Consider the following 26,057-nt stretch of genomic DNA (forward strand, 5'->3'; position numbering starts at 1 on the left):
TGCGGAGGCTCCCCCGACTTCCTGCGAGGTGTGGGCATGGTTCCGCTGATCGGGATCGAAGAGGAGTACCTCGTCGTCGACCCGCATACCCGGCACGTCACCCCCCGGGCCGCCGACGTCCTCGCCGCCGCGACCGACGTGCTCGACGTGGCCCACGAGATCACCCGCTTCCAGGTGGAGGCCCGCACCGCGCCCTCCGCCGACCTGGCCGACCTCGGCGCCCAGCTGCGCGCCGCGCGCGAAGAGGTGGCCGGGGCCGCCCGCTCCTGCGGGCTCGCCGTCGTCGCCAGCGGCATCCCGGTGCTGGGCAACGTCATGCCCCCGCCGCTCAGCGACGACGCCCGCTACGAACAGGGCCGCACCCTCTACCGGGCGCTACAGGACGAGATCAGCATCTGCGCCCTGCACGTACACGTGGACGTGCCCGACGAGGAGCACGCCGTCTACGTCGGCAACCACCTGCGCCCCTGGCTCCCCACGCTGATCGCGCTGGCCGCCAACTCGCCGTTCTTCGTCGGCCGCGACACCGGCTACGCCTCCTGGCGGGTCATCAGCTGGGGCCGCTGGCCCGTCTCCGGCGCGCCGCCGTACTTCCCCACCTTCGAGGACTACGAGCTGGCCCTGCGCGCGCTCGCCGAGTCCGGCGCCCTCATGGACCCGAAAACCGTCTTCTGGGACACCCGGCCCTCGCCCCGGCTGCCCACGGTCGAGGTCCGGGTCGCGGACGTGCCGCTCGACGTGAACGACAGCCTCACCATCATCGGGCTGGTACGCGGCCTCGTCGTCAAGGCGCTGGCCGACGTCGCACGCGGCGACCGCGGCCTGCCCATCCCCTCGGAGGTGGTGCGCGCCGCCTACTGGCGGGCCGCCCGGGACGGGCTCACCGGCGACAGCCTCGACGTCCGCCACGGCACGCTCCTGCCCGCCCCGATGATGGCCCGCCGCCTCCTGGCCCACGTCAGCGACGCCCTGGCGGAGGCCGGTGACCTGCCCTACGTCGAGGACGGGCTGGAACGCCTGCTCGCCAAGGGCTCCGGCGCCGAACGCCAGCGCCGCGTGCACGCCCGCGAGCAGGACCTCACCGACGTGGTCGACGACCTCATCGAAGCCACCGTCGCCTGACGCCTCCCGTGGGAACGGGTGTACGGTCAGGCTCGCAATCTGAGACCCCGCGGCGTGGGGTGGAAACCCGCCTCCTCCAGGGCCGCCCCCAGCGGCGAGTCGTTGATCGGCTCGCCGTCGGCCCGCTCCACGGTCAGCTTGCCCAGCGCGCCGTCGCGTACGGCCAGCGCCAGCGCGTCGACCGCCGGACGCAGCCGGTCGTCGTCGGCGAACGACAGCAGCGTCTTGCCGCCCCGCTCGACGTAGAGCACCAGCCGCCCGTCGACCAGCACCACCAACGCCCCCGCCTTCCTGCCCGGCTTGTGGGCCACCTCCCCGGGATGCGCAGGCCAGGGCAGCGCCGCCCCATAGGGGTTGGCCGGGTCGGCCGCCGCCAGCACCACGGCCCGGCGCTCCGCCTCCGGCCGCTCACCGGAGGCGGGGGGCGCCATCGCGCGCATCCGGTCGACCGCCCCCGGCAGCGCGAACTGGGCCCCGCCCAGCCCCTCGACGAAGTAGCCGCGCCGGCACCGCCCGCTCTCCTCGTACGCGCGCAGCACCTGGTAGATCGGCGAGAACCCGCCCGGCAGCCGCTCGGCCGTGACCGCGCCGCGCGTCACCACGCCGTGCCGCTCCAGCAGCACCTCCGCCTGCGCCTGCGCCCGCTGGGTGGCGTCGGAGGCCGGCTCCGGCAGCAGCCACCAGCGCCCCGCCACCGTCGGCGGCCCGCTCCGGGTCGGCAGCACCGCCCGCCGCCTGCGCGTGGCCGTCCGGTGGGCGGGCCGCCCCGAGCCGAGCGTGGCCCGCAGCGGCGCCAGCGTGTCGCCCGACACCCGCCCCGCCCACGCCAGGTCCCACAGCGCGGTCGCCGCCGCCTGGTCGTCCAGCAGCCCCATCCGGTCGGTGAGCTGGCGGAAGAAGAGCGCGCCGCCGCCGCTGAGCGCCTCCAGGATCTTCTCGTGGACCGGCGTCATCGTGATCTCGCCCGGCTCGGGCAGCAGCAGCGGCGCCGTGTCGGCGAAGTAGAGCGACACCCAGCCGTCTCCGCCCGGCAGCGACCCCTGCCCGGCCCACATCACCTCACCGGACGCGGTCAGCTCGTCGAGCAGCGCCGGATGGTAGCCCGGCACCCGCGACGGCAGCACCAGCGTCTCCAGCGCCGAGGCGGGCACCGCCGCGCCCTGCAGCAGTTCGATGGCGCGGACGAGCGCGTCCATCGCCCGCGCGCCGCCGGCGGCGCCGCGCGTCTCCCCGGTGATGCCGTGCCAGGCCGGGGTGAACATGGCCAGCGTCTCCGGCGGGACCGGCTCGACCTCCTTCCGCAGCCGGGCCAGCGACCTGCGGCGGAGCATCCGCAGCACGCCCGCGTCGCACCACTCCTCGCCCCGCCCGCCCGGCCGGAACTCCCCGCTCACCACCCGCCCGGACGCCGCCAGCCTGCGCAGCGCGTCGGTCACCACGGCCACGCCCAGCCCGAACCGGGCCGCCGCCGTCGAGGCGTGGAACGGCCCCCGGGTGCGGGCGTGCCGGGCCACCAGGTCGGCCAGCGGATCGGCCACCGGCTCCAGGAACGCGTGCGGCACCCCCACCGGCGGCGGCACCCCCAGCGCGTCGCGCAGCCGCGCCGCGTCCTCGACCGCCGCCCACTGCTCCTCGCCCGCGATCCGCACCCGGATCGCCCGCCGCGCCCGCTCCAGCTCCTCCAGCCAGGCCGGGTCGCCGCCGCGCACGCTCACGTCGGGCGCCAGCAGCGGGCCGTGCGAGCGCAGCAGGTCGGCCAGGTCCTCGGCGTGCCGCAGCGGGCGGTCGAGCCTGGCCAGCTCCCGCTCGGTGTCGGAGATGACGTCGGGGTCGAGCAGCTCGCGCAGGTCGGCCTGGCCCAGCAGCTCCGCCAGCAGGGACGTGTCCAGCGCCAGTGCCTGCGCCCGCCGCTCGGCCAGCGGCGCGTCGCCCTCGTACATGAAGGCGCCCACGTAGTGGAAGAGCAGCGACGCCGCGAACGGCGAGGCCTGCCCCGTCTCCACCTCGACCACCCGGACCCGGCGGGCCGCGATGTCGCGCATCAGCTCGACCAGCCCCGGCAGGTCGAAGACGTCCTGCAGGCACTCGCGCATCGTCTCCAGCACGATCGGGAACGACGCGTACTTCGAGGCCACCCCGAGCAGGTGGGCCGCCCGCTGGCGCTGCTGCCACAGCGGGGTGCGCCGGCCCGGCACCCGGCGCGGCAGCAGCAGCGCCCGCCCCGCGCACTCGCGGAACCGGGACGCGAACAGCGCCGACCCGCCCAGCTCCTCGGTCACGATCTGCTCGATCTCCTCGGCGTCGAAGGCCGCAACGTCTGTCGGCGGCTCGGCCAGCGTGTCGGGGATGCGCAGCACGATGCCGTCGTCGGAGTGGACCGCCTGCACGTCGACGCCGTAGCGCTCGCGCAGCCGCCGGTTGATCGCCAGCGCCCACGGGGCGTGCACCCGCGCGCCGTAGGGGGAGTGGATCACCACTCGCCAGTCGCCCAGCTCGTCGTGGAACCGCTCCACCACCAGCGTCTTGTCGTCGGGCACGTAACCCGTGGCCTCGCGCTGCTCGCGCAGGTAGGAGAGCAGGTTGGCGGCCGCGTAGGAGTCGAGCCCGGCCGCGCGCAGCCGCTCCGCCGACTCCTCCTTGGCCAGCTCGCGCAGGAACCCGCCGATCGCCCGGCCCAGCTCGGCGGGGCGGCCGGGCGTGTCGCCGTGCCAGAACGGCAGCTTGCCCGGCTGGCCGGGAGCGGGGGAGACCAGCACCCGGTCGGCGGTGATGTCCTCGATCCGCCACGACGAGGCGCCCAGCACGAACACGTCGCCGACCCGCGACTCGTAGACCATCTCCTCGTCCAGCTCGCCCACCCGCGAGCCCCACTCGCCGACCAGGAACACGCCGAACAGGCCCCGGTCGGGGATCGTGCCGCCGTTGGTGACCGCCAGCCGCTGCGCGCCCGGCCGCCCCCGGAGCGTGCCCGTCACCCGGTCCCACACGATGCGCGGGCGCAGCTCGGCGAACTCCTCGCTCGGGTAGCGGCCCGCGAGCATGTCGAGCGTCGCCTCCAGCGCGCTCCTGGGCAGGGTCGCGTACGGGGCGGCCCGCCTCACCACGGTCTCCAGCTCGTCGACCGTCCACTCGTCGAGCGCCGTCATCGCCACGATCTGCTGGGCCAGCACGTCGAGCGGGTTACGCGGATAGCGCAGCTCCTCGATCATGCCGCTCTTCATCCGCTCGGCCACCACGGCCGTCTGCACCAGATCGCCGCGGTACTTCGGGAAGATCACCCCTTTGGACACCGCGCCCACCTGGTGACCCGCGCGGCCGATGCGCTGCAGCCCGCTCGCCACGCTCGGCGGCGCCTCCACGCACGCCACCAGGTCGACCGCGCCCATGTCGATGCCCAGCTCCAGGCTGGAGGTGGCCACCACGGCGGGCAGCCGCCCCGACTTGAGCGCCTCCTCGATCTGCGCCCGCTCCTGCTTGGACACCGAGCCGTGGTGGGCGCGCACGACCTCCGCCGGCGCGCCCTCACTCGCCCCCGCCTGCGCCATCAGCTCGGCCGGCGGGCGCGCGGGCGACGGCGGAGCCGCCTCGCCGTCGCCGCGGGCGAACGCCAGCTCGTTGAGCCGGGAGCAGAGCCGCTCGGCCAGCCGCCGCGAGTTGGCGAACACGATCGTCGAGTCATGAGCCTCGATCAGGTCGAACAGCCGGTCCTCGACATGCGGCCAGATCGACCGGTTCGCCGGGTCGGCCGCGAGCTCCTCCGCCTCAGCCGGCGACGGGCCCGACTCCACCTCGGTCATGTCCTCGACCGGGACGACCACCTCGACCTCGATGCGCTTGTCGGACGGCGGCTGCACCACCGTCGCCGGGCGCGTCCCGCCGAGGAACGCCGCCACCTCGCTCACCGGGCGCACCGTCGCCGACAGGCCGATCCGCTGGGCGGGCCGCTCCAGCAGCGCGTCGAGCCGCTCCAGCGTCAGCGCCAGATGCGCGCCCCGCTTGGTCGCCGCCACCGCGTGCACCTCGTCGACGATCACCGTCTCCACGCCGCGCAGCGCCTCCCGCGCCTGGCTGGTCAGCAGCAGGAACAGCGACTCGGGCGTGGTGATCAGGATGTCGGACGGCCGGGCCGCGAACCGCCTGCGCTCCTCCGCCGGGGTGTCGCCCGAGCGGATCGCCACCGAGATCTCCGGCACCGGCAGGCCCAGCCGCCGCGCCGTCTGCTCCAGCCCCGCCAGAGGGGCGCGCAGGTTGCGCTCCACGTCGACGGCCAGTGCCTTCAGGGGCGACACATACACCACCCGCGTGCCCGCCGCGGGCGGCTCCGACGCCAGCCGGTCGAGCGACCACAGGAAGGCCGCCAGCGTCTTGCCGGACCCGGTCGGCGCCACCACGAGCGTGTTGTCGCCGCGGGCGATCGACTCCCACGCGCCCTCCTGCGCGGCCGTGGGCGCCGCGAAGGCCCCGGAGAACCAGCTCCGGGTCATCTGGCTGAAGCGGTCGAGCGAGCTCACGAGCCCATAGTGCCTCGTGCCACCGACAGAAAACGCATTGCTCCCGCGCCGTGCGATTGAGCGGCCACTCAGGCGGACATACACCGACCGTGAGCATCGACCACGTGGCCATCGAGGCTCGCCGCGAGGAGATCCGGCGGCGCCACCTCTTAACGCGCCGGCCCCCGTCGAGCGCGCGCGGCCTGCACCACGTCGCCCTGCTGTCGTCCGACGTGGAACGCACCGTGAAGTTCTACCAGGACCTGCTCGAATTCCCGCTGACCGAGATCATCGAGAACCGCGACTACAAGGGGTCCAGCCACTTCTTCTTCGACATCGGCAACGGCAACCTGCTCGCCTTCTTCGACCTCCCCGGCCTCGACCTCGGCCCCTACCAGGAGGTGCTCGGCGGCCTCCACCACATCGCGATCTCCGTCGACCCCGTCACCTGGGAGCGGCTGCGCGGCAAGCTGGAGATGGCCGGCGTGCCCCACCAGATCGAGAGCGGCGCCTCCATCTACTTCAAGGACCCCGACGGCGCCCGGCTGGAGCTGCTCGCCGACCATCTCGGCGAGATGTACGGCGCGCGCGTGCTGTGACCCGGCCGTTTAGCTGCCGCTCTAGCGCCTGGACGGGCGTCGCGTGCGCGGCAGGCCCGCCCGGGGTTCCTGCTTGATCTCGGCGTGCCGCTCCGCTCTCTCGGCTTTCTCCTGACGTACGAACGAGCGCTGTAAGGCCAGCAGGCGGCGGCGCTTCGCCCTGTTGGCCTTGGCCTGGGCGGACTTCGGGGGTGAGGATTTCGGGGTCTTTGCCATGGGCATGTCTTACCCACACCCGGGGCGCATCCATACTTGAGTGATGCGCCTGACCGAGTTCTGGAGACGGATGCGCGAACACTTCGGCGAGGCCTACGCCGAGTCGTGGGCGCGCGACTACGTCATCGCGCCCCTGGGCGGCCGCACCGTGGACCAGGCGCTGGCCGACGGCGAGAGCGCCAAGACCGTCTGGCGGGCGGTCTGCCAGGTCGAAGAGGTCTCCGCCCGGCTACGCTGACGCCAGCGTGTCCCGCAGCGCGCGGGCCGTGTGATCCAGGTTCTCCGCGTCGCCCCGGCCGCCCTGCCCCCACAAGAACAGCCAGCCGTCGCGTGCCGGCGTGGCGAACACCAGCGTCTGCCCGCCCGTCTGCGGATGCCACACCCACAGCAGTGGCTCCTCCTCGCCCACCATCCGGCTCACCAGCCCGTAACGGGGGAGCGCCTCGGCGAGTCTGCGCAGGAGAATGCGCCGCTCACCGGTGTACGGGCTCTCCACGTGGCCGCCTCCTCCCGTCTTTCCAGGAGTCTCCCCAGCTCAGGCGCGTGAGAACATGGGTCGGCGAGGCTGCGCCGCGATTGCGTGTGATCGAACAGTCGTTCGGCTACGATAGGCGCGCCGGGCCACGTCTTCCCCGACCCTTCGGAAAATGTCGGTGGCAGACCGTAGCTTTCACTCGACTGTTTCGCACCACGACCCTCCAGGGGGAGCTCCCATGGCTATCAACGACCGCGAGAAGGCCCTTGAGACCGCCCTCGCCCAGATCGAGCGGCAGTTCGGCAAGGGCTCCGTCATGCGCCTCGGCGATGAGGCCAGAGCCCCCATCGAGGTGATCCCGACCGGATCGATCTCCCTGGACATCGCGCTCGGCATCGGCGGTCTGCCGCGCGGCCGGATCGTCGAGATCTACGGCCCCGAGTCCTCCGGTAAGACCACCATCGCGCTGCACGCGGTCGCCAACGCGCAGCGGGCGGGCGGCATCGCCGCGTTCATCGACGCCGAGCACGCCCTCGACCCCGAGTACGCCAAGAAGCTCGGCGTCGACACCGACGCCCTGCTGGTCTCCCAGCCCGACACCGGCGAGCAGGCGCTGGAGATCGCCGACATGCTGATCAGGTCCGGCGCCGTCGACATCATCGTCGTCGACTCGGTGGCCGCCCTGGTGCCCAAGGCCGAGATCGAGGGCGAGATGGGCGACAGCCACGTCGGCCTCCAGGCCCGCCTCATGTCCCAGGCCCTGCGCAAGGTCGCCGGCGCGCTCAGCAGCACCGGCACCACCGCCATCTTCATCAACCAGCTCCGCGAGAAGATCGGCGTCATGTTCGGCTCGCCCGAGACCACGACCGGCGGTAAGGCGCTCAAGTTCTACGCCTCCGTCCGCATGGACATCCGCCGCATCGAGACCCTCAAGGACGGCACCGAAGCGGTCGGCAACCGCACCCGCGTCAAGGTGGTCAAGAACAAGATGGCCCCGCCCTTCCGGGTGGCCGACTTCGACATCCTCTACGGCGTGGGCATCTCCCGCGAGGGCGGCCTCATCGACATGGGGGTCGAGCACGGCTTCGTCCGCAAGGCCGGCGCCTGGTACACCTACGAGGGCGAGCAGCTCGGCCAGGGCAAGGAGAACGCGCGCAACTTCCTGCGCAACCACCCCGACATGGCCAACGAGATCGAGAAGAAGATCAAGGACAAGCTGGGCGTGGGCCCCCGCCTCGACGAGCCCGCCGAAGCCCCCGCCCCCGCCCCTGCCGCCCCCGCCAAGGCCTCGACCGGCCGCGGCTCCAAGTCCACGCCGAAGCCCGGTGACGTCTGATTGGCATGAACGACACGGACCCGGCGCCCCGAGACCGGGGCGCCCCGGCCTCATCCCGCCGCACTTCGCGCACGGGCGGACGCCACCCCTTCTTCGGCGGTCAGGCCCCGGGGGAGCAGCAACCGGCGGAGGACGCCTGGTGGACGCGCTCCCCGGGCGAACCTCAGCGACGCCATCCCTTCTGGGGTGATTCCGAGACCGTTGAGGACCTCGAGGGCGGCTCCTCCGTACGCTCGGAGCGGAGCGGTTCTCTTGGTACGAGCGAGGAGCCGTCTCCGGAGGATGCGGCGAAGGCTGGTCTTGGGGGGAGCTCCCAGCAGGAGGACCCGGAGGCCGGGAGCGGGTCTTCGGAGGATTCGTTTACGGCGGGAGCGCGGAGCGCGTCTCCGAAGGCGGGGCGACAGGAATCCGTCGCGGAGAGCGGGGCTTCCGAGGCGTGGCCGAAGGCGAGTGGGGCGACGTTTCGGGAAGAGGGCCCGGCTGAGGCAGGGCCCTCCGCCGATGAATTCACGGCGGCGTCCGTTGACCTGCCCTTCGCGGAAGATCATGGTGGGCCTTCCAGTGTGGGACAGGCCGACGGTCCTTCCGATCCGCATGCCGGGAGTGCTTCCGGTGTGAGGCATGATCCCTTGGACGGCGACGGTCGTGGTCCCTTTGAAGGTGAACGGGCCGGGTCTTCTTCTCTGAAGGGCGACGGGCTGACCGCACGGGGGCGGCGGAGGAAGCAGTCTGCTCCGGTGACGGGTGACGCGAGTGGTGGGTGGCCCTCGCCTGAGGAGTGGCGCGAGCAGCGTCGTCGTCAGCGGGAATCGGCTGAGGAGCCGGATTCACAGACCGGTACTTCGGTGTCCGGGACGTCGGCTGGTGCCGTGTCCGGTGAAGCCTCCCACGGTTCCGTTTTCGATCAGCGTGATGAGACGGCTGACCAGCGCGGGGGGAAGCCTCGACAGAGTCGTGACGGTACTGCTGACTCGTCCCGGCTGATCGCCGACCGTACGCCTGACCTGGACCGTGATGCCGAATCCGGTTTGGCCGATGAGGGCGCCGGGTCCAGCCAGGGCCGTGACGGTGTTAGGTCCGATCTGGGGCGTGACAGTGCTGCTTCCGGCCTTGATTCGGATGACGCTGTGGCGGAGTCGGGCCTTGTGTCAGCAGAAAGCTCTCCAGCCGACTTCTCCGCCGAGCAGATCGGTGGGGAGGAGAGCGCCACCCTGGATGAGGCGTTTCCGCCGTCTCCCGAGGTCGTGTCCGGCAGGGGGTCGGGTGACGGTCAGCGGCTCGATGAGGTTTCGTCCGGCAGTGGGTCGGATGGAGACGCGGGGTCCGGCGGAGCTGTGTCCGACGGTGGGTCGGATGGTGACCAGGAGTTCTCTGGGGGCGCGGCCGGAGGGGTGCGTGGTGGGCGGCGTTATTCCGTAGCTGCGTCCGGTGAGGAGAGCGATGGTGGGGCTCTCGGGAGTGCTTCCGGTGGGGGGCACGCGTCGTCGGGTGGGGAGGCCGGGTTCTGGGCTACGCCGGGGGTTGAGCCGGGGGAGCGGCCGAGGAAGGGGCGTAAGGGGAGGCGGTCCGGGCGGAAGGGCGGGCGTGGGTGGCCCGCCGATGGGCCGGACGAGGGTTCCGGGGCTGCTGCGGCGCCGCCTGCCGATCCGGAGGCGGTGGCGCGGGCCATCTGCCTGCGGCTGCTCACGATGGCGCCCAAGACGCGGGTGCAGCTGGCCGAGGCGATGCGGAAGCGGGATGTGCCCGACGAGGTGGCGGAGTCGGTGCTCGACCGGTTCACCGAGCTGGGGTTCATCAACGATGAGGCGTTCGCTGAGGCTTGGGTCGAGTCGCGGCATCACGGGCGCGGGCTGGCCAAGCGGGCGCTGGCCAACGAGTTGCGGCGTCGCGGGGTCGACCAGGAGACGGTGAAGGAGGCCGTCGAAAGGCTCGAACCGGATCAGGAGGAGGAGACCGCTCGGCGTCTGGTGGAGCGGAGGCTGCCTGCTACCCGCAACCTGGATGCTCGGGTCCGTACCCGCCGTCTGGCCGGCATGCTCGCGCGAAAGGGCTACCCGCCGGGGCTGTCGTTCCGGGTGATCCGGGAGGCTCTGGAGCAGGAGGGTGTCGAGGTCGAGGACGAGTACCCGTAGTCCTCTCAGGAGTGGCGCATCCGTGGTCCTCGACTGTTCGGCGTGGACGTCCGCGGTTCCGGCTGATGGTGCGTAGCACTGCCGACATCTCGGTGCAGGGTGATCGGAGTCGGTACGGGTCTCTGGGCGGACGGGAGGGCACCGGCCGGTTCTTGTGTCCGTCTGGCATTCGTACGAGTCCTGAAGCGGATGGGGAGCCGGGCCGACCTTCGCGTTCGTCCGAAACCGGTATGAAGCGAATCCGACTCTCGCAGTCGTCCGGTGCTGGTACGAGTCCTGAAGCGGATGGGTATCTGGCCGGTTCTCCCGTCCGTCCGGAGCCGATGCGCGGATGGGGGAGTCTGGCCGGTTCTGCATCCCGTCCGGGGTTGATACGCGGAGGGGGAGTCTGGCCGGTTCTTGAGTCTGTCCGGGGCCGGTTCGCGCGGGTGGCCGGTTCTCGTGGGGTGGCGTTCAACGGATTCACCTGTCTGGCCGTCTGGGGAGGGAGGCGACTGAGAAGGTGAAGATCATTTGGATGACGAGTCGTGGTTCGCGGAGTTCGTGGCCGAGCGGGCCGACGCGCTGCTGCGGTACGGGTATGTGCTCAGCGGCAACCCGCATGACGCCGCCGACCTGACGCAGGAGGCGTTGATCCGGCTGCACCGGGCCTGGCCGAGGGTGCGGAGGAAACAGGACCCGGAGAGCTACACGCGGGTGATCATGGCGAGGCTGCACATCAGCGCCTGGCGGTTACGCCGGAGGGAGCGGCTGGCCTGGGATCCGCCGGAGGAGTCGTACGTGGACGTGCTGCCGTCCGACGGCGACTTCGGGCTGTGGCGGGCGCTGGAGGGGCTGCCACGTAAGCAGCGGGTGGTGCTGGTGCTGCGTTACTACGAGGAGCTGACGGACGCGGAGATCGCCCGGATGCTGGGGATCTCGCGGGGGACGGTGCGCAGTCACGCCTCGCTCGGTCTGGGCAAGTTGCGGGCCGTCGTGGCCCGGTCGGCGGCGGCGAACGGGAGGTCGTCATGAGCACGGAGCTGGAGGACGGTCTCCGCAGGGCGCTGGGGAAGGCGGCGACGCGTGCGCCGCACGCGCCGGCCGACCTGCCGGGGCGGCTGCTGTCGCGGTCGCGCAGGCGGCGGGCGCGCGGGCAGGCGCTGGTCGCGGCCCTGGCCGTGATGGTGATCGCGGGAGGTATGGGCGCGGTGGTGCGGGGTGCCAGGGACGGCGCCGGTCCGGCGTCGGGGCCGCCCGAGGTGGGGGTTTCACGGGACGCGGAGCATCGGACGACGGAGCTTGACGAGAGCGGGCCCGGGGAGGATCCGGCGGAGCGCGGTGAGGGCGGGCCAGGAGAGGTTCCGGTGGAGATTCCGCCCGCGCTGGAGAAGGTCTGGCCCGGCGCGGTCTGGCGGATCCCGGACAAGCTTCCGGACGGCCGGACGTTCCACCCCCAGGTCTTCATCGACGACCGCACCGTCCTGGTGGAGACCTGGGCCGGGCATGAGCAGCCCAACGCGATCCACGCCTACGACCTCGAGACGAAGCAGGCCCGCAAGATCACGGACATCCGCACGTCGATGGGGAAGAACGCCGACGGCTTCCAGGTGGTGGGCGACCGGGTCTACTTCGAGGCGTTCGACGACCGCGGCTTCTCCCGGTTCTGGTGGGTGCCCGTCCGCGGCGGCGAGCCGCGGGAGATCCGGATGACGAAGACGGTCCGCGGCCGGTCCGGCGCCTTCGCCGTGACGGGTGGCCGGCTGGCGTTCTCGCTGGTCGAGGGCGGCGTCTACACGGTCCCCTTGAAGGGCGGCGCGCCCAAGCCGGTGCCGGGGGCGGAGCGGCACCACATCCTGCGCTGGCCCTGGGTGGGCGCCCCGGGCGAGTACACGCGGGACGGCGAGGTCAGCTTCCGGGAGCTGCGCGACGCCGAGACGGGTGAGACGAGCACGGCCGTCGTCCGTCCGGGTGAGCAGGACGTCCGTTGCGGGGTGACTCACTGCGCGGGCCGCCGCGCGGACCAGAGCGGGTTCTACCGGCTGCGCGACGGCTCGGACGAGCGCGACCTGCCGCCGGGGGCCCACGCGGAGCTGGCCGCCGACCGGTTCACCGCCGGACGCCTGGCGGAGTTCACCGACGGGCAGGTCCTGTACGACGTGCGAACCGGCAGGTCGGCGCACCTGGAGCACTCCCCGAACGAGCAGGGAGGCGCGAGCATCGTCCGGCTCCGGTCGGGGCAGGGCCCGCTCGTCGCGCACCGGCTGCCCGGCGAATACCACGTCATCAATCTGGACGCGATCGACTGACAGGGGGAGACGAGGGTGGCGTTCCGGACACGCTTGACACTCCGTTTGCTTGCTCGTGACCTGTTCGACGCATAACCTCGACGGCAGTGAGGAGTTACTCCGCGCAGTGCGGATTGCCATACCGGTGTACGACGGACGAGCGAGCTTGGTTGATCGAGGCGGGCGAAGCGCCGGCTGCCCCCGTCGGCGTGAGGTCGGCTTGTGTGCTTGATATGTGTCCCGGGGCTTTCCGCGCCGCGCCCGTGACCCTCCCGGTGCGAGGGCCGGTGATGACGACGCGAGGAGGGCGGGGCGTACATGGGGCCGCTTGTCGTGGTGCTGTCCGTGGCGGTGCTCGTACTGACCTGCGGGATGATGGCCGCCCTCTTCATCGTCGTCAGGCGTACCTCCGGAGGTGTGCCGAGCGCCAAGCCCAGCCCTGAGCAGCTGGCGGCCGTCCAGGACGAGCTGGAGCTGGCCCGTCTGGAGGCGGGCCGGATCCGCGACAAGGCGGAGTCCGACGCCGAGGAGATCCTGCGCAGGTCGGAGACGGCGGCGCAGAGCGCGGCGCAGATGCGGCAGGAGGTCGAGGAGGAGAGCCGCATCCTGAAGTCGGAGCTCAAGGAGCTCCGCGCCGATCTGGAACGCAGGGAGCAGCGGCTGGCCGAGCGGGAGCAGCGGCTCGACGAGGAGGCCAGGCGGCAGGCCGAGCGCGAACGCAAGCTCGCCGAGACCGAGATCGAGCTGGCCGACCGGCGGGCCGAGCTGCTCCGGGTGGAGGAGGAGCGGCGGCTCATCCTGGAGCGGGCGGCCGGGCTGACCGGTGAGCAGGCCAGGGCCGAGCTGGTCCGCGAGATCGAGAACCAGGCCAAGCGCGAGGCCGCGCTGATCGTCCGGGAGATCGAGAGCGAGGCGCGCCGCGAGGGCGAGAAGCGCGCCACCAAGATCGTGACGCTGGCGGTGCAGCGAGTGGCGACCGAGCAGACGGCGGAGTCGGTCGTCAGCGTGCTCCACCTGCCCGGCGACGACATGAAGGGCCGGATCATCGGCCGTGAGGGCCGCAACATCCGGGCGTTCGAGTCGACCACCGGCGTCAACCTGATCATCGACGACACCCCGGAAGCGGTGCTGCTGTCGTGTTTCGATCCGGTTCGCCGGGAGACGGCGCGGCTCACGCTGGAGAAGCTGGTGCTCGACGGGCGGATCCATCCGCAGCGGATCGAGGAGGCGCACGAGCGCAGCCGCGCCGAGGTGCAGGAGCTGTGCGCCCGCGCGGGCGAGGACGCGCTGGTCGAGCTGGGTCTCACCGACATGCATCCGGAGCTGGTGCTGCTGCTCGGCCAGCTCCGCTACCGCACCTCGTATGGGCAGAACGTGCTGAAGCACCTCATCGAGTCGGCCCACATCGCGGGCATCATGGCCGCCGAGCTCAAGCTCGACCAGACGCTGATGAAGCGCTGCGCGCTGCTGCACGACATCGGTAAGGCGCTCACCCACGAGGTGGAGGGCAGCCACGCGCTGATCGGCGCGGAGATCGCGCGCCGCTACGGCGAGCAGGAGGACGTGGTCCACGCGATCGAGGCGCACCACAACGAGGTGGAGGTGCGCACGGTCGAGGCGGTGCTCACCCAGGCGGCCGACGCGATCAGCGGCAGCCGGCCGGGCGCCCGCCGCGAGTCGCTGGAGGCGTACGTGAAGCGGCTGGAGCGGCTGGAGGAGATCGCGCAGTCCTACGACGGCGTGGAGAAGGTCTTCGCCATGCAGGCCGGGCGGGAGATCCGGGTCATGGTCAAGCCGGACGCGATCGACGACATCCAGGCGCAGGTGATCGCCCGCGACGTGGCCAAGCAGGTGGAGGAGGAGCTCACCTACCCGGGGCAGATCCGGATCACGGTGGTGCGGGAGTCGCGGGCGACGGAGTTCGCGCGCTGACCCGTCACAGGAAGATCTGCTGGTAGAAAGCGAGTTCGGCGGCGAGCGCGGTGGAGCGGGTCTCGGCGCGGCGGAAGCCGTGCCCTTCGCCCTCGAAGGCCAGATAGGTGCAGGGCACGCCGCGCTCCGACAGCGCCTCGGCGAAGGCGGCCGACTGCTCCGGCGGCACCACCGGGTCGTCGAGCCCCTGGAGCAGCAGCATCGGGCAGGAGACGCCGCCGGCCAGCGCGAGCGGTTCGCGTTCGGCGTACCGGGCGGGGTCCTCGGGGCCGACCAGCCACTCCACGTAGCGGGACTCGAAGTCGTGGGTGTTCGCGTTGAGCGGGGCCAGGGCGCTCACCCCGCAGTAGGAGACGCCGCCGGCGAACAGGTCGGACCGGCAGCAGGCCGCCATCACCGTCCAGCCGCCCGCGCTGCCGCCCCGGACGGCGATCCTGCCGGGGTCGGCGTGCCCTTCGGCGGCCAGCCAGCGCGCGGCGGCGACGACGTCGGCCACGTCGGTCACCCCCCACTGCCCCTTCAGCAGGTCGCGGTAGGCGCGGCCGTAGCCGGTGGAGCCGCCGTAGTTGACGTCGAGCACGCCGATGCCACGCGAGGTCAGGAACGCCTTGCCGAGGTCGAGCGCGGTGGTGGCGTGCGCGGTCGGCCCGCCGTGCACGAAGATCACGTACGGGTGGGGCCCGGTCACGACGTGGTCCGGATGCGCGGGCGGATACAGGAAGGCGTGCACCTCCCGGCCGTCCTCGCCCGGCAGCGTCACCGGCACCGGCGCCGGCAGGTAGGCCGGGTCGGGCAGCCCGCCGGGACCGCCCGCGAGCACCTCGACCCGGGATGCCGGACCAGCCACCGGGTGGGGCGCGCGCCCCCGCGAGGGCGTCGTCCCGGCGGAGGCGTGGAACGCGGTGCCGCCGGAAGGGGGCGCGGCGAACGGGCCGGCTCTGGTGACGGAAGAAGGGCCGGCCGGTCTGTACGCGATGCCGACCACGCAGGCGCCGTCGACGGCGAGCGCCGGAGCCCAGCCCGAGAAAGGGGTGTCCAGGTCGGTGAGGACGCCCGTGCGCGGGTCGAGGACGCCGAGCCGCAGGTCGGCGCGGCCGTGCAGGACGGCGAGCCGTCCGTCGGCGAGGATCGCGTACGGGTGACCGCCCAGGAACCAGAGCGGCCCGGCGAACTCCTCCTCGCGAGGGCAGAGCGGCTCCGGTTCGCCGCCTCGGACGGCAGCCAGGTAGAGGTTCCACCAGCCGGAGCGGTCGGAGATCAGGTAGAGGTGGCCGTCGTCGCGCCACCGCGGCGCCAGCACGGACTCCGCGGGGCCGCCTGCCACAGTCCGCGTCTCGCCGCCGGTCAGGCGGGTGACGCGGAGTTCGGTGCCGTGCCACGGCATCCGGGGATGGCTCCAGCACACGTACGCGAGCCACCGCCCGTCGGGGGAGAGGGCGGGGTAGGCGTAGAAGCCGTCGCCGGTGACGTGCTCAGCGGCCTCGCCGCCGGTCAGCGGGACGGACACGATCGACCGTGAGACCTTGCCGTCGTCGAGGTGGCGCTCGCGCACGCACCACACCCGGCCGTCGCGGACCGTCAGGTCGGCGAAGCGGTCACCCGGGGGAGTGAGCGGCCTGATCGCGCCCGAGCGGTCGCGGACGTACAGCCGCTGGTCGGTCAGCTCGGAGAAGACGACCTCGCCGCCGGGGGCGACGGCGTAGGGGCGGCCGCCGTACTCGTGGACGCGTGTGCGGGCGTTCCACGGCGGCGGCAGCAGGTCGGTTCGGACGCCGTCGGCGGCGAGGTGCACGATCGTGGTGCGGCCCCCCTCCTCGGGCCGCTCCTCCGCCCACCAGACGGCCCCGCCGGAGGCGGACGGCCAGTCGCGGTGAGCCGCCGCGCGGGCGACGTCGGAGGTGGAGATGGGGGAGGGCCACGGAGCGGCGGGCATACCCGCATCCTGCCGGAAATCCCCGCCGCCCGTGGCTCGGTCGGTGCTGTCTAGCCGCCCGCCGCGCCCATTCCGTCCGCGACGGATGGCACGACCGGTGGCGCCGTGGTCTTGCGGCTGCGCCTGCTCCGCCGTTCCAGCCAGTTGGCCAGGTAGCTGAGCGCCATGTTGAGCCCGACGTAGATCACGCCGATGACGATGGCCGCCGGGATCAGCGAGCCGAAGAACACCGCCGGCAGGATCTTGAAGCCGGTGTTGAGCAGGTCGACGTAGGCGATGATGTAGCCGAGCGCGGTGTCCTTGAGCAGCACCACGAGCTGGCTGACGATCGCCGGCATCATCGCCGTGACCGCCTGCGGCAGCAGCACCAGCCGCATCACCTGGTTCTTGCGCATGCCGACCGCGTACGCCGCCTCCGACTGGCCCTTCGGCACGGCGTTGATGCCCGCGCGCACGACCTCCGCCAGCACCGACCCGTTGTAGAGGGTCAGGCCGAGCACCACGGCGATGAAGGCGTAGTCGCCGCCGCCCGCCAGCATCGGCAGCAGGTAGAAGATGAAGAAGATCAGCAGCAGCAGCGGGATGGCCCGGAAGACCTCGACCACGATCCCGGCCGGGATGCGGATCCAGGCGTGGTCGGACAGCCGCGCCAGACCGAAGACCGCGCCGAACACCAGCGCGAGCACGGCTGCCGCCCCGGCCGCCCGCAACGTGCCGATCAGGCCCGGGATGATGAAGGTCTGCCAGGTGTTCGCCTCGAGGAACGGCTTCCAGATCTGCCCCTCGAACTGGCCCTTGGCGTCGAAGCCCTGGTAGACCCAGTAGCCGATGGCGCCGATGACGAGCACGCTGACCGCGGTGAGCAGGTGGTTGCGCATCCGCCCGCGCGGGCCGGGGGTGTCGAACAGGACGGAGAGGTTCATCGGGCCACCGCCAGACGTTGGGACAGCCAACCGGTGAAGTAGCCGATGGGCATGGTCAGGGCCATGAACGCGAGCACGATCCCGATGAAGATGGGGATCGACGCGCCGGTGGTGTCGAAGGTCTCCTTCATCACGGCGGCGGCGTCGGCCAGGTAGCCTCCGGCGGTCGCGACCGTGGTGTTCTTGATCATGGCGATCATCACGCTGCCCAGCGGGGCGATGACGGCCCGGAACGCCTGGGGCAGGATGATCAGCCGCAGGGACTGGAAGAACGTCAGCCCGATCGACCGGGCCGCCTCCGCCTGCCCCATGGGGACCGTGTTGATGCCGGCCCGCAGCGCCTCACACACGAACGAGGCGGTGTAGAACGACAGGCCCATCGCGACGATCCAGAACGAGTTGACGCGCGGCTGCTCGGAGAACACCAGGCCGAGCTGGTCGCTCAGGCCCAGCGCGGAGAACGCCAGCACCAGCGTCAGCGGCGTGTTGCGCACCACGTTGACGTAGACGGTCGCCACCGCGCGCAGCACCGGCGTGGGCGAGACCCGCATCGCCACCAGGACCGTGCCCAGGACGAGGGAGACGACCCCGGCCACCAGGGAGAGCTTGACGTTCTCCAGGAAGCCCTCCGCCAGGACCGGCGCATATTTGATTAGTTCGTCCATCGTGCTCCACCACAGAGAAGGGCGGCGGCCGGGATCCCGGCCGCCGCCTCAGACGTGATCAGGCGCAACCCTCGGCGGGCGGTGCCTCGGTCGAGAGCGGAAGGCCCTCGATGCCGCCGAACCACTTGTCGAGCAGCGTCTTCATGGTGCCGTTGTCCCACAGCGTCTTGATCGCGGTGTTCACGGCCTCACAGGTCTGTACGTCGCCCTTCTTCAGGCCGACCCCGTACTTCTCGTCGGTGAAGCCCTGGCCCAGCACCTTGAAGTTGCCGCCGGCCTGCTTGGCGAAGCCCGCCAGGATCAGGTCGTCGGTGGTGACGGCGTCGAGGTTGCTGCCGCTGAGCTTCTGCACGCACTCGGAGTAGTTCGCCGCGTCGACGGTGGTGGCGTCGATGTCGAGCTCGCCGTCCGGGGGCGGGTCGGTGATGCGGCGGTAGGAGTTGGAGCCCGCGGCCTTGCAGATGCGCTTGCCCTTGAGGTCCTGCGGGGTGTTGATGGACGTGTCGTCCTTGCGCACCATGATGTCCTGGTGCGAGATCACGTACGGGCCGCCGAAGGTGACCTTGCCCTTGCGCTCCTCGGTGATCGAGTAGGTCGCGAAAATGATGTCGACCGTGCCGTTCTCCAGGAACGGCTCACGGTTGGACGAGGCCGACTCCTTCCACTCGACCTTGACGTCCTCGCCGCCGTTCATCTCCTTGAGAACGGCCTTGGCCACGTCGACGTCGAAGCCCTCCGGCTCGGCCCCGGTCTTCAGGCCCAGGGACGGCTGGTCCCACTTGGTGCCGACCACCACGGTGCCGCCACCCTTGATTTTGTCGATCACGGTGGCGTAGTCGCCGCCGCCACCGGCGTCATCGCCGCCGCACGCGGCCAGCGCTCCCGCCATGGCAAAGGCGGCGAGCACCGCACCCATCCGACGCATCTGCATGTGTACCTGCCTCAATAGTTCAGTGCGTGAGGATCTTGGAAAGAAAGTCACGCGCACGGTCGGACTGCGCGTTGGTGAAGAACTCGTCGGGGGTGTTCTCCTCGACGATCTGCCCGTCCGCCATGAACACGACCCGGTTGGCGGCCCTGCGGGCGAAACCCATCTCGTGTGTGACGACCACCATCGTCATCCCGTCGCGAGCCAGCCCGATCATGACGTCGAGCACCTCCTGCACCATCTCGGGGTCCAGCGCGGAGGTCGGCTCGTCGAACAGGATCAGCTTGGGATCCATGGCCAGAGCCCTGGCGATGGCGACGCGCTGCTGCTGGCCGCCGGAGAGCTGGGCAGGGTACTTGTCGGCCTGGGCGGCGATCCCGACCCGCTCCAGCAGCTCCATGGCGCGCTTGTCGGCGGCGTCCTTGGACATGCGGCGGACCTTGGTCGGCCCCAGGGTGACGTTCTCCCGGATGGTCTTGTGGGCGAACAGGTTGAACTGCTGGAACACCATCCCGACGTCCGAACGCAGCCTGGCCAGGGCCTTGCCCTCGTCCGGCAGCACCTGGCCGTCAAAGACGATCTTGCCGTCGTCGATCGTCTCCAGCCGGTTCATCGTCCGGCAGAGCGTCGACTTACCGCTTCCGGACGGGCCGATGACGACCAGGACCTCGCCGCGAGAGACGGTCAAGTTGATGTCCTTCAGGACGTGCAGCGCCCCGAAGTGCTTGTTGACGTGCTCCATCTGCAACAGTGGAGTGCCGTCCCCGTTCTCCGTCATGGGTCAGAACGGTAGAGGCACGAAGGGCGCGGGTCACTATCTGCGCGGTACCGATCCGATCACATCACGCTGTCAAGCTGGCCTTTTGGAAAGCGTACGGTCTCGGCGGCGCACGGGGCGACTACCCTTGTCAGTGCCATGACTGTGACCCAGGAGAGCCCCCGCACGTACGAGGTCCGCACGTACGGGTGCCAGATGAACGTGCACGACTCCGAGCGGCTGTCCGGCCTGCTGGAAGACGCCGGCTACGTGCCCGTGGCCGGCGGCGAGACCCCCGACGTGGTGGTCTTCAACACCTGTGCCGTCCGCGAGAACGCCGACAACCGCCTCTACGGCAACCTCGGCCACCTGCGGCCCGCCAAGGTCCGCAACCCGCGCATGCAGATCGCCGTCGGCGGCTGCCTCGCGCAGAAGGACCAGGGCGAGATCGTCCGCAAGGCGCCCTGGGTCGACGTCGTGTTCGGCACCCACAACATCGGCTCCCTGCCGGTGCTGCTGGAGCGCGCCCGCATCGAGGGCGAGGCGCAGGTCGAGCTGAAGGAGTCGCTGGAGGTCTTCCCCTCCACGCTCCCCACCCGGCGCGAGTCCGCCTACGCCGCCTGGGTGGCCATCTCCGTCGGCTGCAACAACACCTGCACCTTCTGCATCGTGCCGTCGCTGCGCGGCAAGGAGAAGGACCGCCGGCCCGGCGACGTCCTCGCCGAGGTCCGCACCCTCGTCGAGCAGGGCGTCCTGGAGGTCACCCTGCTCGGCCAGAACGTCAACACCTACGGGGTCGAGTTCGGCGACCGGCTGGCCTTCGGCAAGCTGCTGCGCGCCTGCGGCGACATCGACGGGCTGGAGCGGGTCCGGTTCACCTCGCCGCACCCGGCCGCGTTCACCGACGACGTCATCGCCGCCATGGCCGAGACGCCCAACGTCATGCACCAGCTCCACATGCCGCTCCAGTCGGGCTCCGACCGGGTGCTCAAGGCGATGCGCCGCTCCTACCGCGCCGAGCGCTACCTCGGCATCATCGAGCGGGTCCGCGCCGCCATGCCCGACGCGGCCATCTCCACCGACATCATCGTCGGCTTCCCCGGCGAGACGGAGGAGGACTTCCAGGCGACCCTCGACGTCGTACGGGCGAGCCGGTTCGCCAACGCCTACACCTTCCAGTACTCGATCAGGCCGGGCACCCCCGCCGCCACCATGCCGGACCAGATCCCCAAGGAAGTCGTCCAGGAGCGCTACGAGCGGCTGGTCGCCCTCCAGGACGAGATCTCCTGGGAGGAGAACAAGAAGCAGGTCGGCCGCACGCTGGAGATCCTGGTCGCCGAGGGCGAGGGCCGCAAGGACGACGCCACCCGCCGGATGTCCGGCCGCGCCCCCGACAACCGGCTGGTCCACTTCGCGGTCGGCGACGAGACGCCCCGCCCGGGTGACATGGTCACGGTCGAGGTCACGTACGCGGCCCCGCACCACCTGGTGGCGGACGGGCCGACCCGCGCGCTCCGCCGCACCCGCGCGGGCGACGCCTGGGAGGCGCGGGTTTCTCCCCGGACGCCTGGGGTCATGCTCGGCATGCCGACGGTGGGCCGCCCGGCGCCGGCGCCCGCACAGGGCTGTTCCGCGCACTGACTCATAGGGTCGCGCGTACGGTCTACGGCGCGCGCGGACAGCCTGCGGCGCGTGCGTACGGTCTACGGCGTGAGCGTACGGTTCACGGTGCCCAGCCGACGCTGGGGTGTCCTGCGCTGCCTTCCCCTGCTTGTTTCGCGTACGAAAATGACGGTCACATGCCGAGGCGCTTGAGGGCTTCATAGCAGGCGGGGCGGCGGAAGTCGTGGAAGGTCGCGCAGGGGTCCGGGCCGGGGAAGTCCGGGGGTGCCGCTGGTTGCGGTGCCGGTGACGGGGCTTCGGTACGAGTGACGGGCTTGTTCGCCTCGCCGGTTCGCGCGGGTTCGTCTGGCTGTCTGGAACGTTCCCGGCGTTCGGAGGGGTTCGCGCGGGTTTGGTCCTGGGGCTTGCGGCGGTTCGAGGTGCTGGGCCGCGTCCCCGGCCGGTCTGGTGAGCCGGGTTGCGCCCTGTGCCGGTTCTGCGGTTGCCTTCGGGGCCCTTCCGGGGTGCCGGGCTGCTGTCTTGGGGTCGCGTCTCGCACGGGTGGCCGCGGGGTGGAGGTGCGGCCCGGTGGCGGGAGTGGGCGGGACCAGGGAGTGACGTATGTGACGTGAGGTGCTGGAGTAGTCGGGTGAGGCGAGGGGATGGAGGCCCACCTGGGGGTTTCCGTACTGGATGATTGATCGAAAAGCGGTCTTTCCTGATCGATTTCCGGTGCGCTTTCCCGCGTGTGCATTCGCGGGCCGGTGAACGCCAGGAGAATTCCCGCCCCGGCGACGGCGAGGACGGCGGTGGCCGCGGCGGCGGCTCCCAGAGGGCGGCGACTACCTGGGCGAAGGGGACTTTGGGGGGACAAGTCGTGATTCCTTTGTGATTGTTGGGCGAGCATTCCGTTGTTGCGGCTAGTGTGGTCCATCGCCCGCGGAAGCCGGAGAGCTTTCCCGATACGACCGCAGGGAGCTGTAGCACCATGCATGATCCGACCGAGCCGGATCGTTACGAGATCCTCGACGGGCCAGGCCAGAGGCGCCGGGCCAGGAGTAAACCGAGCGACAAGAAGAAGATCGCCGTCATCGCCGCGTCCGCGCTCGTGGCGGCGCTGGCCGTGGGCGGCGCCGGCTACGTGCTGACCGCCGGGTCCGACACGGGCACGCCCGCCCAGCAGAGCCAGCAGGCGGGCCCCGGGCAGGACGCCGGCGAGGAAGGCGAGCCGCTGCAGGACGACGCCGCCGACGAGGCCACCATGGGCGACGCCGACGCGGACCTGCCCGAGGAGGACGCCGCCGAGATGGGCGACGTCGCCGCGGGCGACACCTCCGCCAACACGGGCAACACCGGGAACACCGGCAACACGGGGAACACCGGTACCGCCCGCACCGGCTCGTCCGACAAGAACACCGCGAGCAAGGACGCCAACCAGCAGAACGACGGCGGCAAGAAGCCCACGACCGCGGCCAAGCCCCCGCCCGCCGAGGAAGGCGACAACCCGGCGGACGGCCCCGCCGGCGTGGTCAACGGCCAGTGCGCCAAGAGCGGCTGCTGACGCGACCCTGACCGCGCGGGACGCCCCCGTCCACCCTCCGGGCGGCTTCTCGCGCAGCGAAAGACGCGGGGCACGGCCGTCCACCCTCCGGGCGGCTTCTCGCGCAGCGAAAAACGCGGGGCCTGGCCGTCCACCCTCCGGGCGGCCTCCCCCGCAACCCGACACGCGGGACACGCTCTCCGGCAGCTTCCGCGCAATCCCCCGGGGCGCGGGGCGCGGCCGTTCACCCTCCGGCCGCGCCCGGCGTCTCCGCAGAGCCGAAGTGGCTCACCGGTTATCGCGGGCACTGGACCTACTGCCACCGGCCACCGCCTCCGTAGGGTTCAGGCCATGACCATTGACAAGGCGGCGGCACTGCGTGCCCTGCACGTGCCGGGTAAGCCGTTGATCCTGCCGAACGCGTGGGACGCCGCGTCCGCGCGGGCCGTGCGGGAGGCGGGCTTCCCGGCGGTGGCGACCGGGAGCGCCGCGATGGCGCGGGTGCTGGGATACGAGGACGGCGAGCAGACGCCGGTGGCCGAGATGCTGGCCGCGGTGTCCCGGGTCGTCCGGGTGGTGGACGTGCCGGTGACGGCCGACCTGGAGCGCGGCTACGGACTGGACCCGGCCGAGCTGGCCGAGCGGTTGCTCGCCACCGGCGCCGTGGGCTGCAACCTGGAGGACTCCGATCCCCGTACGCAGGAAATGATCGACCCCGCCGAGCAGGCCGCGTTCCTGGCGGCCGTGCGGGCCGCGGCGGGCCCGGAGCTGGTCATCAACGCCAGGATCGACACCTACATCGCCAAGGACGGCGGCGGACGGGCCGACGCGGTCGCGCGCGCCCGGCGCTACCTGGAGGCGGGCGCCGACTGCGTCTACCCGATCGCGCTGTCGGACGAGGCCGAGATCGGCGCGCTCGTGGACGAGACGGGCGGCCCGGTCAACATCCTGTTCACGCCGGGCACCCCGAGCCTCGCCAGGCTGGCGGAGCTGGGCGTCGCCCGGGTCAGCTACGGCCACGGCCTGCACGAGGCGGCGCACGGGTACGCCGTCCAGATGATCAACGCCGTCGCCGGGGGCCGCAGCCCTTACTGACCTTCCTCCACGACCAGCTGTGCCTGGTGACGTCCCGTCAAGGCCGCGGCCAGGCCACGCAGCCACTCGACCGGATCGCCGGGGACCGCGTCGTACCGGACACGCGGCACGACGTCCCGCCAGTGGCGGACGGCGGCGGCGATCTCGCGGCCCTCGGGGCTCTCGCCGAAGTCCAGCACCCACTGCCCGCCCGCCCGGTAGACGTACCCCACCGGCCCGCGCTCGCCTTCGAACCGCAGGTGCGGCACCGGTCGGGCACCGGCCATCTGCGAGTCGTGGATCTCCTGCTGCAGCGGGGTGAGCCAGGTCCGCCCGTCGACCTCTTGTGTCTCGTACGAGACCTCGCCCAGCTCCAGCAGCACCGCGTACGCCAGGCACGCGGCCCGGTCGCGCTCGAAGGGACGCACCCGGTCGGCGAGAAACCGCTCCGCCGCCTCCATGACCGCCGCCCGGCGCGAGGACGGGAGGGCGGCGGCGCGCTCCTCGGCCTCGTCCACCGGCCGATCTCGTGCGGGCCCGCGCCGTACTCCTCCCAGCGCGAGATCTCCTCCACCCGCAGCAGAGCCTCGGGGGTGGTCAGCATGCCCGCGTACAGGAACGCGCCGGGGTGGGTCACGCGAGGCCTCCCGTCGTCAGCGGCGGCGGCGCGGCACGGGGACGCGCATCAGGTCGCGCGCCAGGAACACCTCCCCGTCGTAGCTGCGCCGCACCTCTTCCAGGAAAGCAGGCTCGTGCGCCAGCTTGTAGCGCTCGGAGAAGTGCGTGAGCACCAGCCGCCGCACCCCCGCCTCGGCCGCCACCCGCCCCGCCTCGAACGCGGTGAGATGCCCGTACTCGGTGGCCAGCGCCTGCTCGCCCGACAGGAACGTGGCCTCGATGACCAGCAGATCGACCCCGTCCGCCAGCGTGAACACCGCGTCGCAGAGCCGGGTGTCCATGACGAACGCCATGCTCTGGCCCGGCCGCGGCACGCTGCACTCGGCCAGCGTCACCCCGCGCACCGAGCCGGTGCGCTGCAACTCGCTCACCTCGGGCCCGCGGATGCCGTGCGCGGCCAGCCGCTCCGGCAGCATCCGCACGCCCGGCGGCTCCTGGACGCGGTACCCGTACGACTCGACTGGATGGGACAGGCGGCGGGCGATCAGCGGCCCCGCCGAGTCCAGCGGCCCGGAGACCGGATGCTCCTCGATGACGCCGGTGTCGGCGAAGACGGAGGCGTGCCGCAGCCTGCGCCAGTACTCCTTGCCGGAGGCCGGGAAGACCGCCCGCACCGGGTGGCGCACCTTGTCGCGCGCGATGCGCTGGACGACGCCGGGCACGCCCAGGCAGTGGTCGCCGTGGAAGTGCGTCACGCAGATCCAGTGCACGTCGGTGGCGCTCACCCCGGCGTGCAGCATCTGCCGCTGCGTCCCCTCGCCCGGGTCGAACAGGAAGCCCTGGCCGTCCCAGCGCAGCAGGTAGCCGTTGTGGTTACGGTGGCGGGTAGGGACCGCACTGGAGGTGCCGAGGATGACGAGCTCACGCGACGACACGATGACCACCGTCGCCTTCGCCGACGTGCCGACGCCGGTCGGGCGCTTCGTGCTGGCCGTCACCGAGGACGGGCTGGTCGCGTCGGGCTGGGGAACCCGGGAGCGGATCCGTGACCGCCTCGGCCTGCCTGAGGTCCATGACCCGGATCGTACGGCCTTCGCGGCCGAGGAGTTGCTCTCCTACTTCGCCGGCCGCCTGCGCCGGTTCACCACGCCGCTCGACTGGCGGCTCACCTCGGGCGTGCGGCGCGAGGTCCTGCGGGCGCTGTACGAGGTCCCGTACGGAAGCGCGGTGACCTACGGCGAGCTGGCGGAGCTGAGCGGCACCGGCGTGCCCGCGCGCGCGATCGGCTCGATCATGGGATCCAACCCGACGCCGATCGTCATCCCGTGCCACCGGGTGGTCGCGGGCAACGGGCTGGGCGGCTTCAGCGGCGGCACCGGAGTCGAGACCAAGCGCTGGCTCCTGACCCACGAGGGCTACCTCCAGCCCACACTGCTCGATCTGTAGCC

The 26,057-nt window shown here is 71.8% G+C and carries 22 protein-coding genes; 12 read left to right on the forward strand and 10 right to left on the reverse strand.

Features of this window, described 5'->3' with window-relative positions; translation table 11 throughout:
* Positions 1-36 precede the first annotated feature (36 nt).
* Positions 37-1,122 carry a glutamate--cysteine ligase gene (locus AB0J42_RS07400; protein ID WP_364289954.1) on the forward strand — a complete coding sequence of 362 codons (1,086 nt, stop codon included), beginning with the start codon at positions 37-39 and terminating at the stop codon, positions 1,120-1,122.
* A gap of 26 nt (positions 1,123-1,148) precedes the next feature.
* Here AB0J42_RS07400 and AB0J42_RS07405 read toward each other — a convergent pair whose 3' ends face one another.
* Entirely contained in the window at positions 1,149-5,633 is a 4,485-nt protein-coding gene (locus AB0J42_RS07405) for an ATP-dependent helicase (RefSeq protein WP_364289956.1), read from the reverse strand.
* Positions 5,634-5,722: 89 nt separating this feature from the next.
* Between AB0J42_RS07405 and AB0J42_RS07410 the strand changes: the two genes are divergently transcribed.
* The gene (locus tag AB0J42_RS07410) at positions 5,723-6,211 is read left to right on the forward strand and encodes a VOC family protein (protein ID WP_364289958.1); all 489 of its coding nucleotides are present in this window, start codon (positions 5,723-5,725) and stop codon (positions 6,209-6,211) included.
* Positions 6,212-6,232: 21 nt separating this feature from the next.
* Here AB0J42_RS07410 and AB0J42_RS07415 read toward each other — a convergent pair whose 3' ends face one another.
* A complete protein-coding gene (locus AB0J42_RS07415; protein WP_364289960.1) occupies positions 6,233-6,427 on the reverse strand; it encodes a hypothetical protein in 195 nt (64 codons plus the stop codon).
* Between the two features lie 43 nt (positions 6,428-6,470).
* Here AB0J42_RS07415 and AB0J42_RS07420 point away from each other — a divergent pair, with 43 nt between their 5' ends.
* On the forward strand, positions 6,471-6,665 hold the full coding sequence (locus AB0J42_RS07420; protein WP_364289962.1) for a DUF3046 domain-containing protein: 195 nt from the start codon (positions 6,471-6,473) through the stop codon (positions 6,663-6,665).
* On the opposite strand, the gene AB0J42_RS07425 is transcribed toward AB0J42_RS07420, so the two are convergent.
* Entirely contained in the window at positions 6,657-6,923 is a 267-nt protein-coding gene (locus AB0J42_RS07425) for a hypothetical protein (RefSeq protein WP_364289964.1), read from the reverse strand. The genes AB0J42_RS07420 and AB0J42_RS07425 overlap by 9 nt on opposite strands.
* A gap of 217 nt (positions 6,924-7,140) precedes the next feature.
* Between AB0J42_RS07425 and recA the strand changes: the two genes are divergently transcribed.
* The 5 genes from recA to rny all read left to right on the forward strand — a co-directional run bounded on the left by recA (position 7,141) and on the right by rny (position 14,569).
* Positions 7,141-8,238 (forward strand): recombinase RecA, encoded by a 1,098-nt coding sequence (recA, locus tag AB0J42_RS07430; RefSeq protein ID WP_364289966.1) that lies wholly within the window; start codon positions 7,141-7,143, stop codon positions 8,236-8,238.
* A gap of 1,655 nt (positions 8,239-9,893) precedes the next feature.
* Positions 9,894-10,370, forward strand: a complete 477-nt coding sequence (locus tag AB0J42_RS07435; RefSeq protein ID WP_364289968.1) for a regulatory protein RecX — start codon at positions 9,894-9,896, stop codon at positions 10,368-10,370.
* A 513-nt stretch (positions 10,371-10,883) separates the two neighbouring features.
* Complete coding sequence (locus tag AB0J42_RS07440; RefSeq protein WP_364289970.1) at positions 10,884-11,384, forward strand: SigE family RNA polymerase sigma factor; 501 nt, start codon at positions 10,884-10,886, stop codon at positions 11,382-11,384.
* Positions 11,381-12,658, forward strand: coding sequence for a hypothetical protein (locus tag AB0J42_RS07445; protein ID WP_364289972.1), 1,278 nt, complete (start codon positions 11,381-11,383; stop codon positions 12,656-12,658). Before AB0J42_RS07440 ends, AB0J42_RS07445 begins: the two co-directional genes overlap by 4 nt.
* A gap of 297 nt (positions 12,659-12,955) precedes the next feature.
* Positions 12,956-14,569 (forward strand): ribonuclease Y, encoded by a 1,614-nt coding sequence (gene rny / locus AB0J42_RS07450; RefSeq protein ID WP_364289974.1) that lies wholly within the window; start codon positions 12,956-12,958, stop codon positions 14,567-14,569.
* A 4-nt stretch (positions 14,570-14,573) separates the two neighbouring features.
* On the opposite strand, the gene AB0J42_RS07455 is transcribed toward rny, so the two are convergent.
* From AB0J42_RS07455 to AB0J42_RS07475, 5 genes are read right to left on the reverse strand one after another with little or no spacing between them, the layout of a single operon-like run.
* On the reverse strand, positions 14,574-16,502 hold the full coding sequence (locus AB0J42_RS07455; protein ID WP_364289976.1) for a prolyl oligopeptidase family serine peptidase: 1,929 nt from the start codon (positions 16,500-16,502) through the stop codon (positions 14,574-14,576).
* Between the two features lie 50 nt (positions 16,503-16,552).
* Positions 16,553-17,425, reverse strand: a complete 873-nt coding sequence (locus AB0J42_RS07460; RefSeq protein ID WP_364289978.1) for an amino acid ABC transporter permease — start codon at positions 17,423-17,425, stop codon at positions 16,553-16,555.
* Complete coding sequence (locus AB0J42_RS07465) at positions 17,422-18,090, reverse strand: amino acid ABC transporter permease (RefSeq protein ID WP_364289980.1); 669 nt, start codon at positions 18,088-18,090, stop codon at positions 17,422-17,424. The genes AB0J42_RS07460 and AB0J42_RS07465 overlap by 4 nt, the downstream gene beginning before the upstream one ends.
* A gap of 58 nt (positions 18,091-18,148) precedes the next feature.
* On the reverse strand, positions 18,149-19,021 hold the full coding sequence (locus AB0J42_RS07470) for a glutamate ABC transporter substrate-binding protein (protein WP_364289982.1): 873 nt from the start codon (positions 19,019-19,021) through the stop codon (positions 18,149-18,151).
* A gap of 19 nt (positions 19,022-19,040) precedes the next feature.
* Complete coding sequence (locus tag AB0J42_RS07475) at positions 19,041-19,769, reverse strand: amino acid ABC transporter ATP-binding protein (RefSeq protein ID WP_364290504.1); 729 nt, start codon at positions 19,767-19,769, stop codon at positions 19,041-19,043.
* Positions 19,770-19,934: 165 nt separating this feature from the next.
* Between AB0J42_RS07475 and miaB the strand changes: the two genes are divergently transcribed.
* The 3 genes from miaB to AB0J42_RS07490 all read left to right on the forward strand — a co-directional run bounded on the left by miaB (position 19,935) and on the right by AB0J42_RS07490 (position 24,012).
* The gene (gene miaB, locus AB0J42_RS07480; protein ID WP_364289984.1) at positions 19,935-21,416 is read left to right on the forward strand and encodes a tRNA (N6-isopentenyl adenosine(37)-C2)-methylthiotransferase MiaB; all 1,482 of its coding nucleotides are present in this window, start codon (positions 19,935-19,937) and stop codon (positions 21,414-21,416) included.
* A gap of 949 nt (positions 21,417-22,365) precedes the next feature.
* Positions 22,366-22,938: a hypothetical protein gene (locus tag AB0J42_RS07485; protein ID WP_364289986.1), complete on the forward strand. Its 573-nt coding sequence runs from the start codon at positions 22,366-22,368 to the stop codon at positions 22,936-22,938.
* A 330-nt stretch (positions 22,939-23,268) separates the two neighbouring features.
* Complete coding sequence (locus AB0J42_RS07490) at positions 23,269-24,012, forward strand: isocitrate lyase/phosphoenolpyruvate mutase family protein (protein WP_364289988.1); 744 nt, start codon at positions 23,269-23,271, stop codon at positions 24,010-24,012.
* Here the strand turns inward: AB0J42_RS07490 and AB0J42_RS07495 are convergent.
* On the reverse strand, positions 24,006-24,509 hold the full coding sequence (locus AB0J42_RS07495; protein WP_364289990.1) for a hypothetical protein: 504 nt from the start codon (positions 24,507-24,509) through the stop codon (positions 24,006-24,008). The two genes, AB0J42_RS07490 and AB0J42_RS07495, sit on opposite strands and share 7 nt — an antisense overlap.
* 135 nt (positions 24,510-24,644) lie before the next feature.
* Complete coding sequence (locus AB0J42_RS07500) at positions 24,645-25,544, reverse strand: ribonuclease Z (protein WP_364289992.1); 900 nt, start codon at positions 25,542-25,544, stop codon at positions 24,645-24,647.
* Here AB0J42_RS07500 and AB0J42_RS07505 point away from each other — a divergent pair.
* A complete protein-coding gene (locus AB0J42_RS07505; protein ID WP_364289994.1) occupies positions 25,522-26,055 on the forward strand; it encodes a methylated-DNA--[protein]-cysteine S-methyltransferase in 534 nt (177 codons plus the stop codon). The two genes, AB0J42_RS07500 and AB0J42_RS07505, sit on opposite strands and share 23 nt — an antisense overlap.
* Positions 26,056-26,057 lie beyond the last annotated feature (2 nt).

Source organism: Nonomuraea sp. NPDC049649 (assembly GCF_040675175.1).
GTDB lineage: Bacteria > Actinomycetota > Actinomycetes > Streptosporangiales > Streptosporangiaceae > Nonomuraea.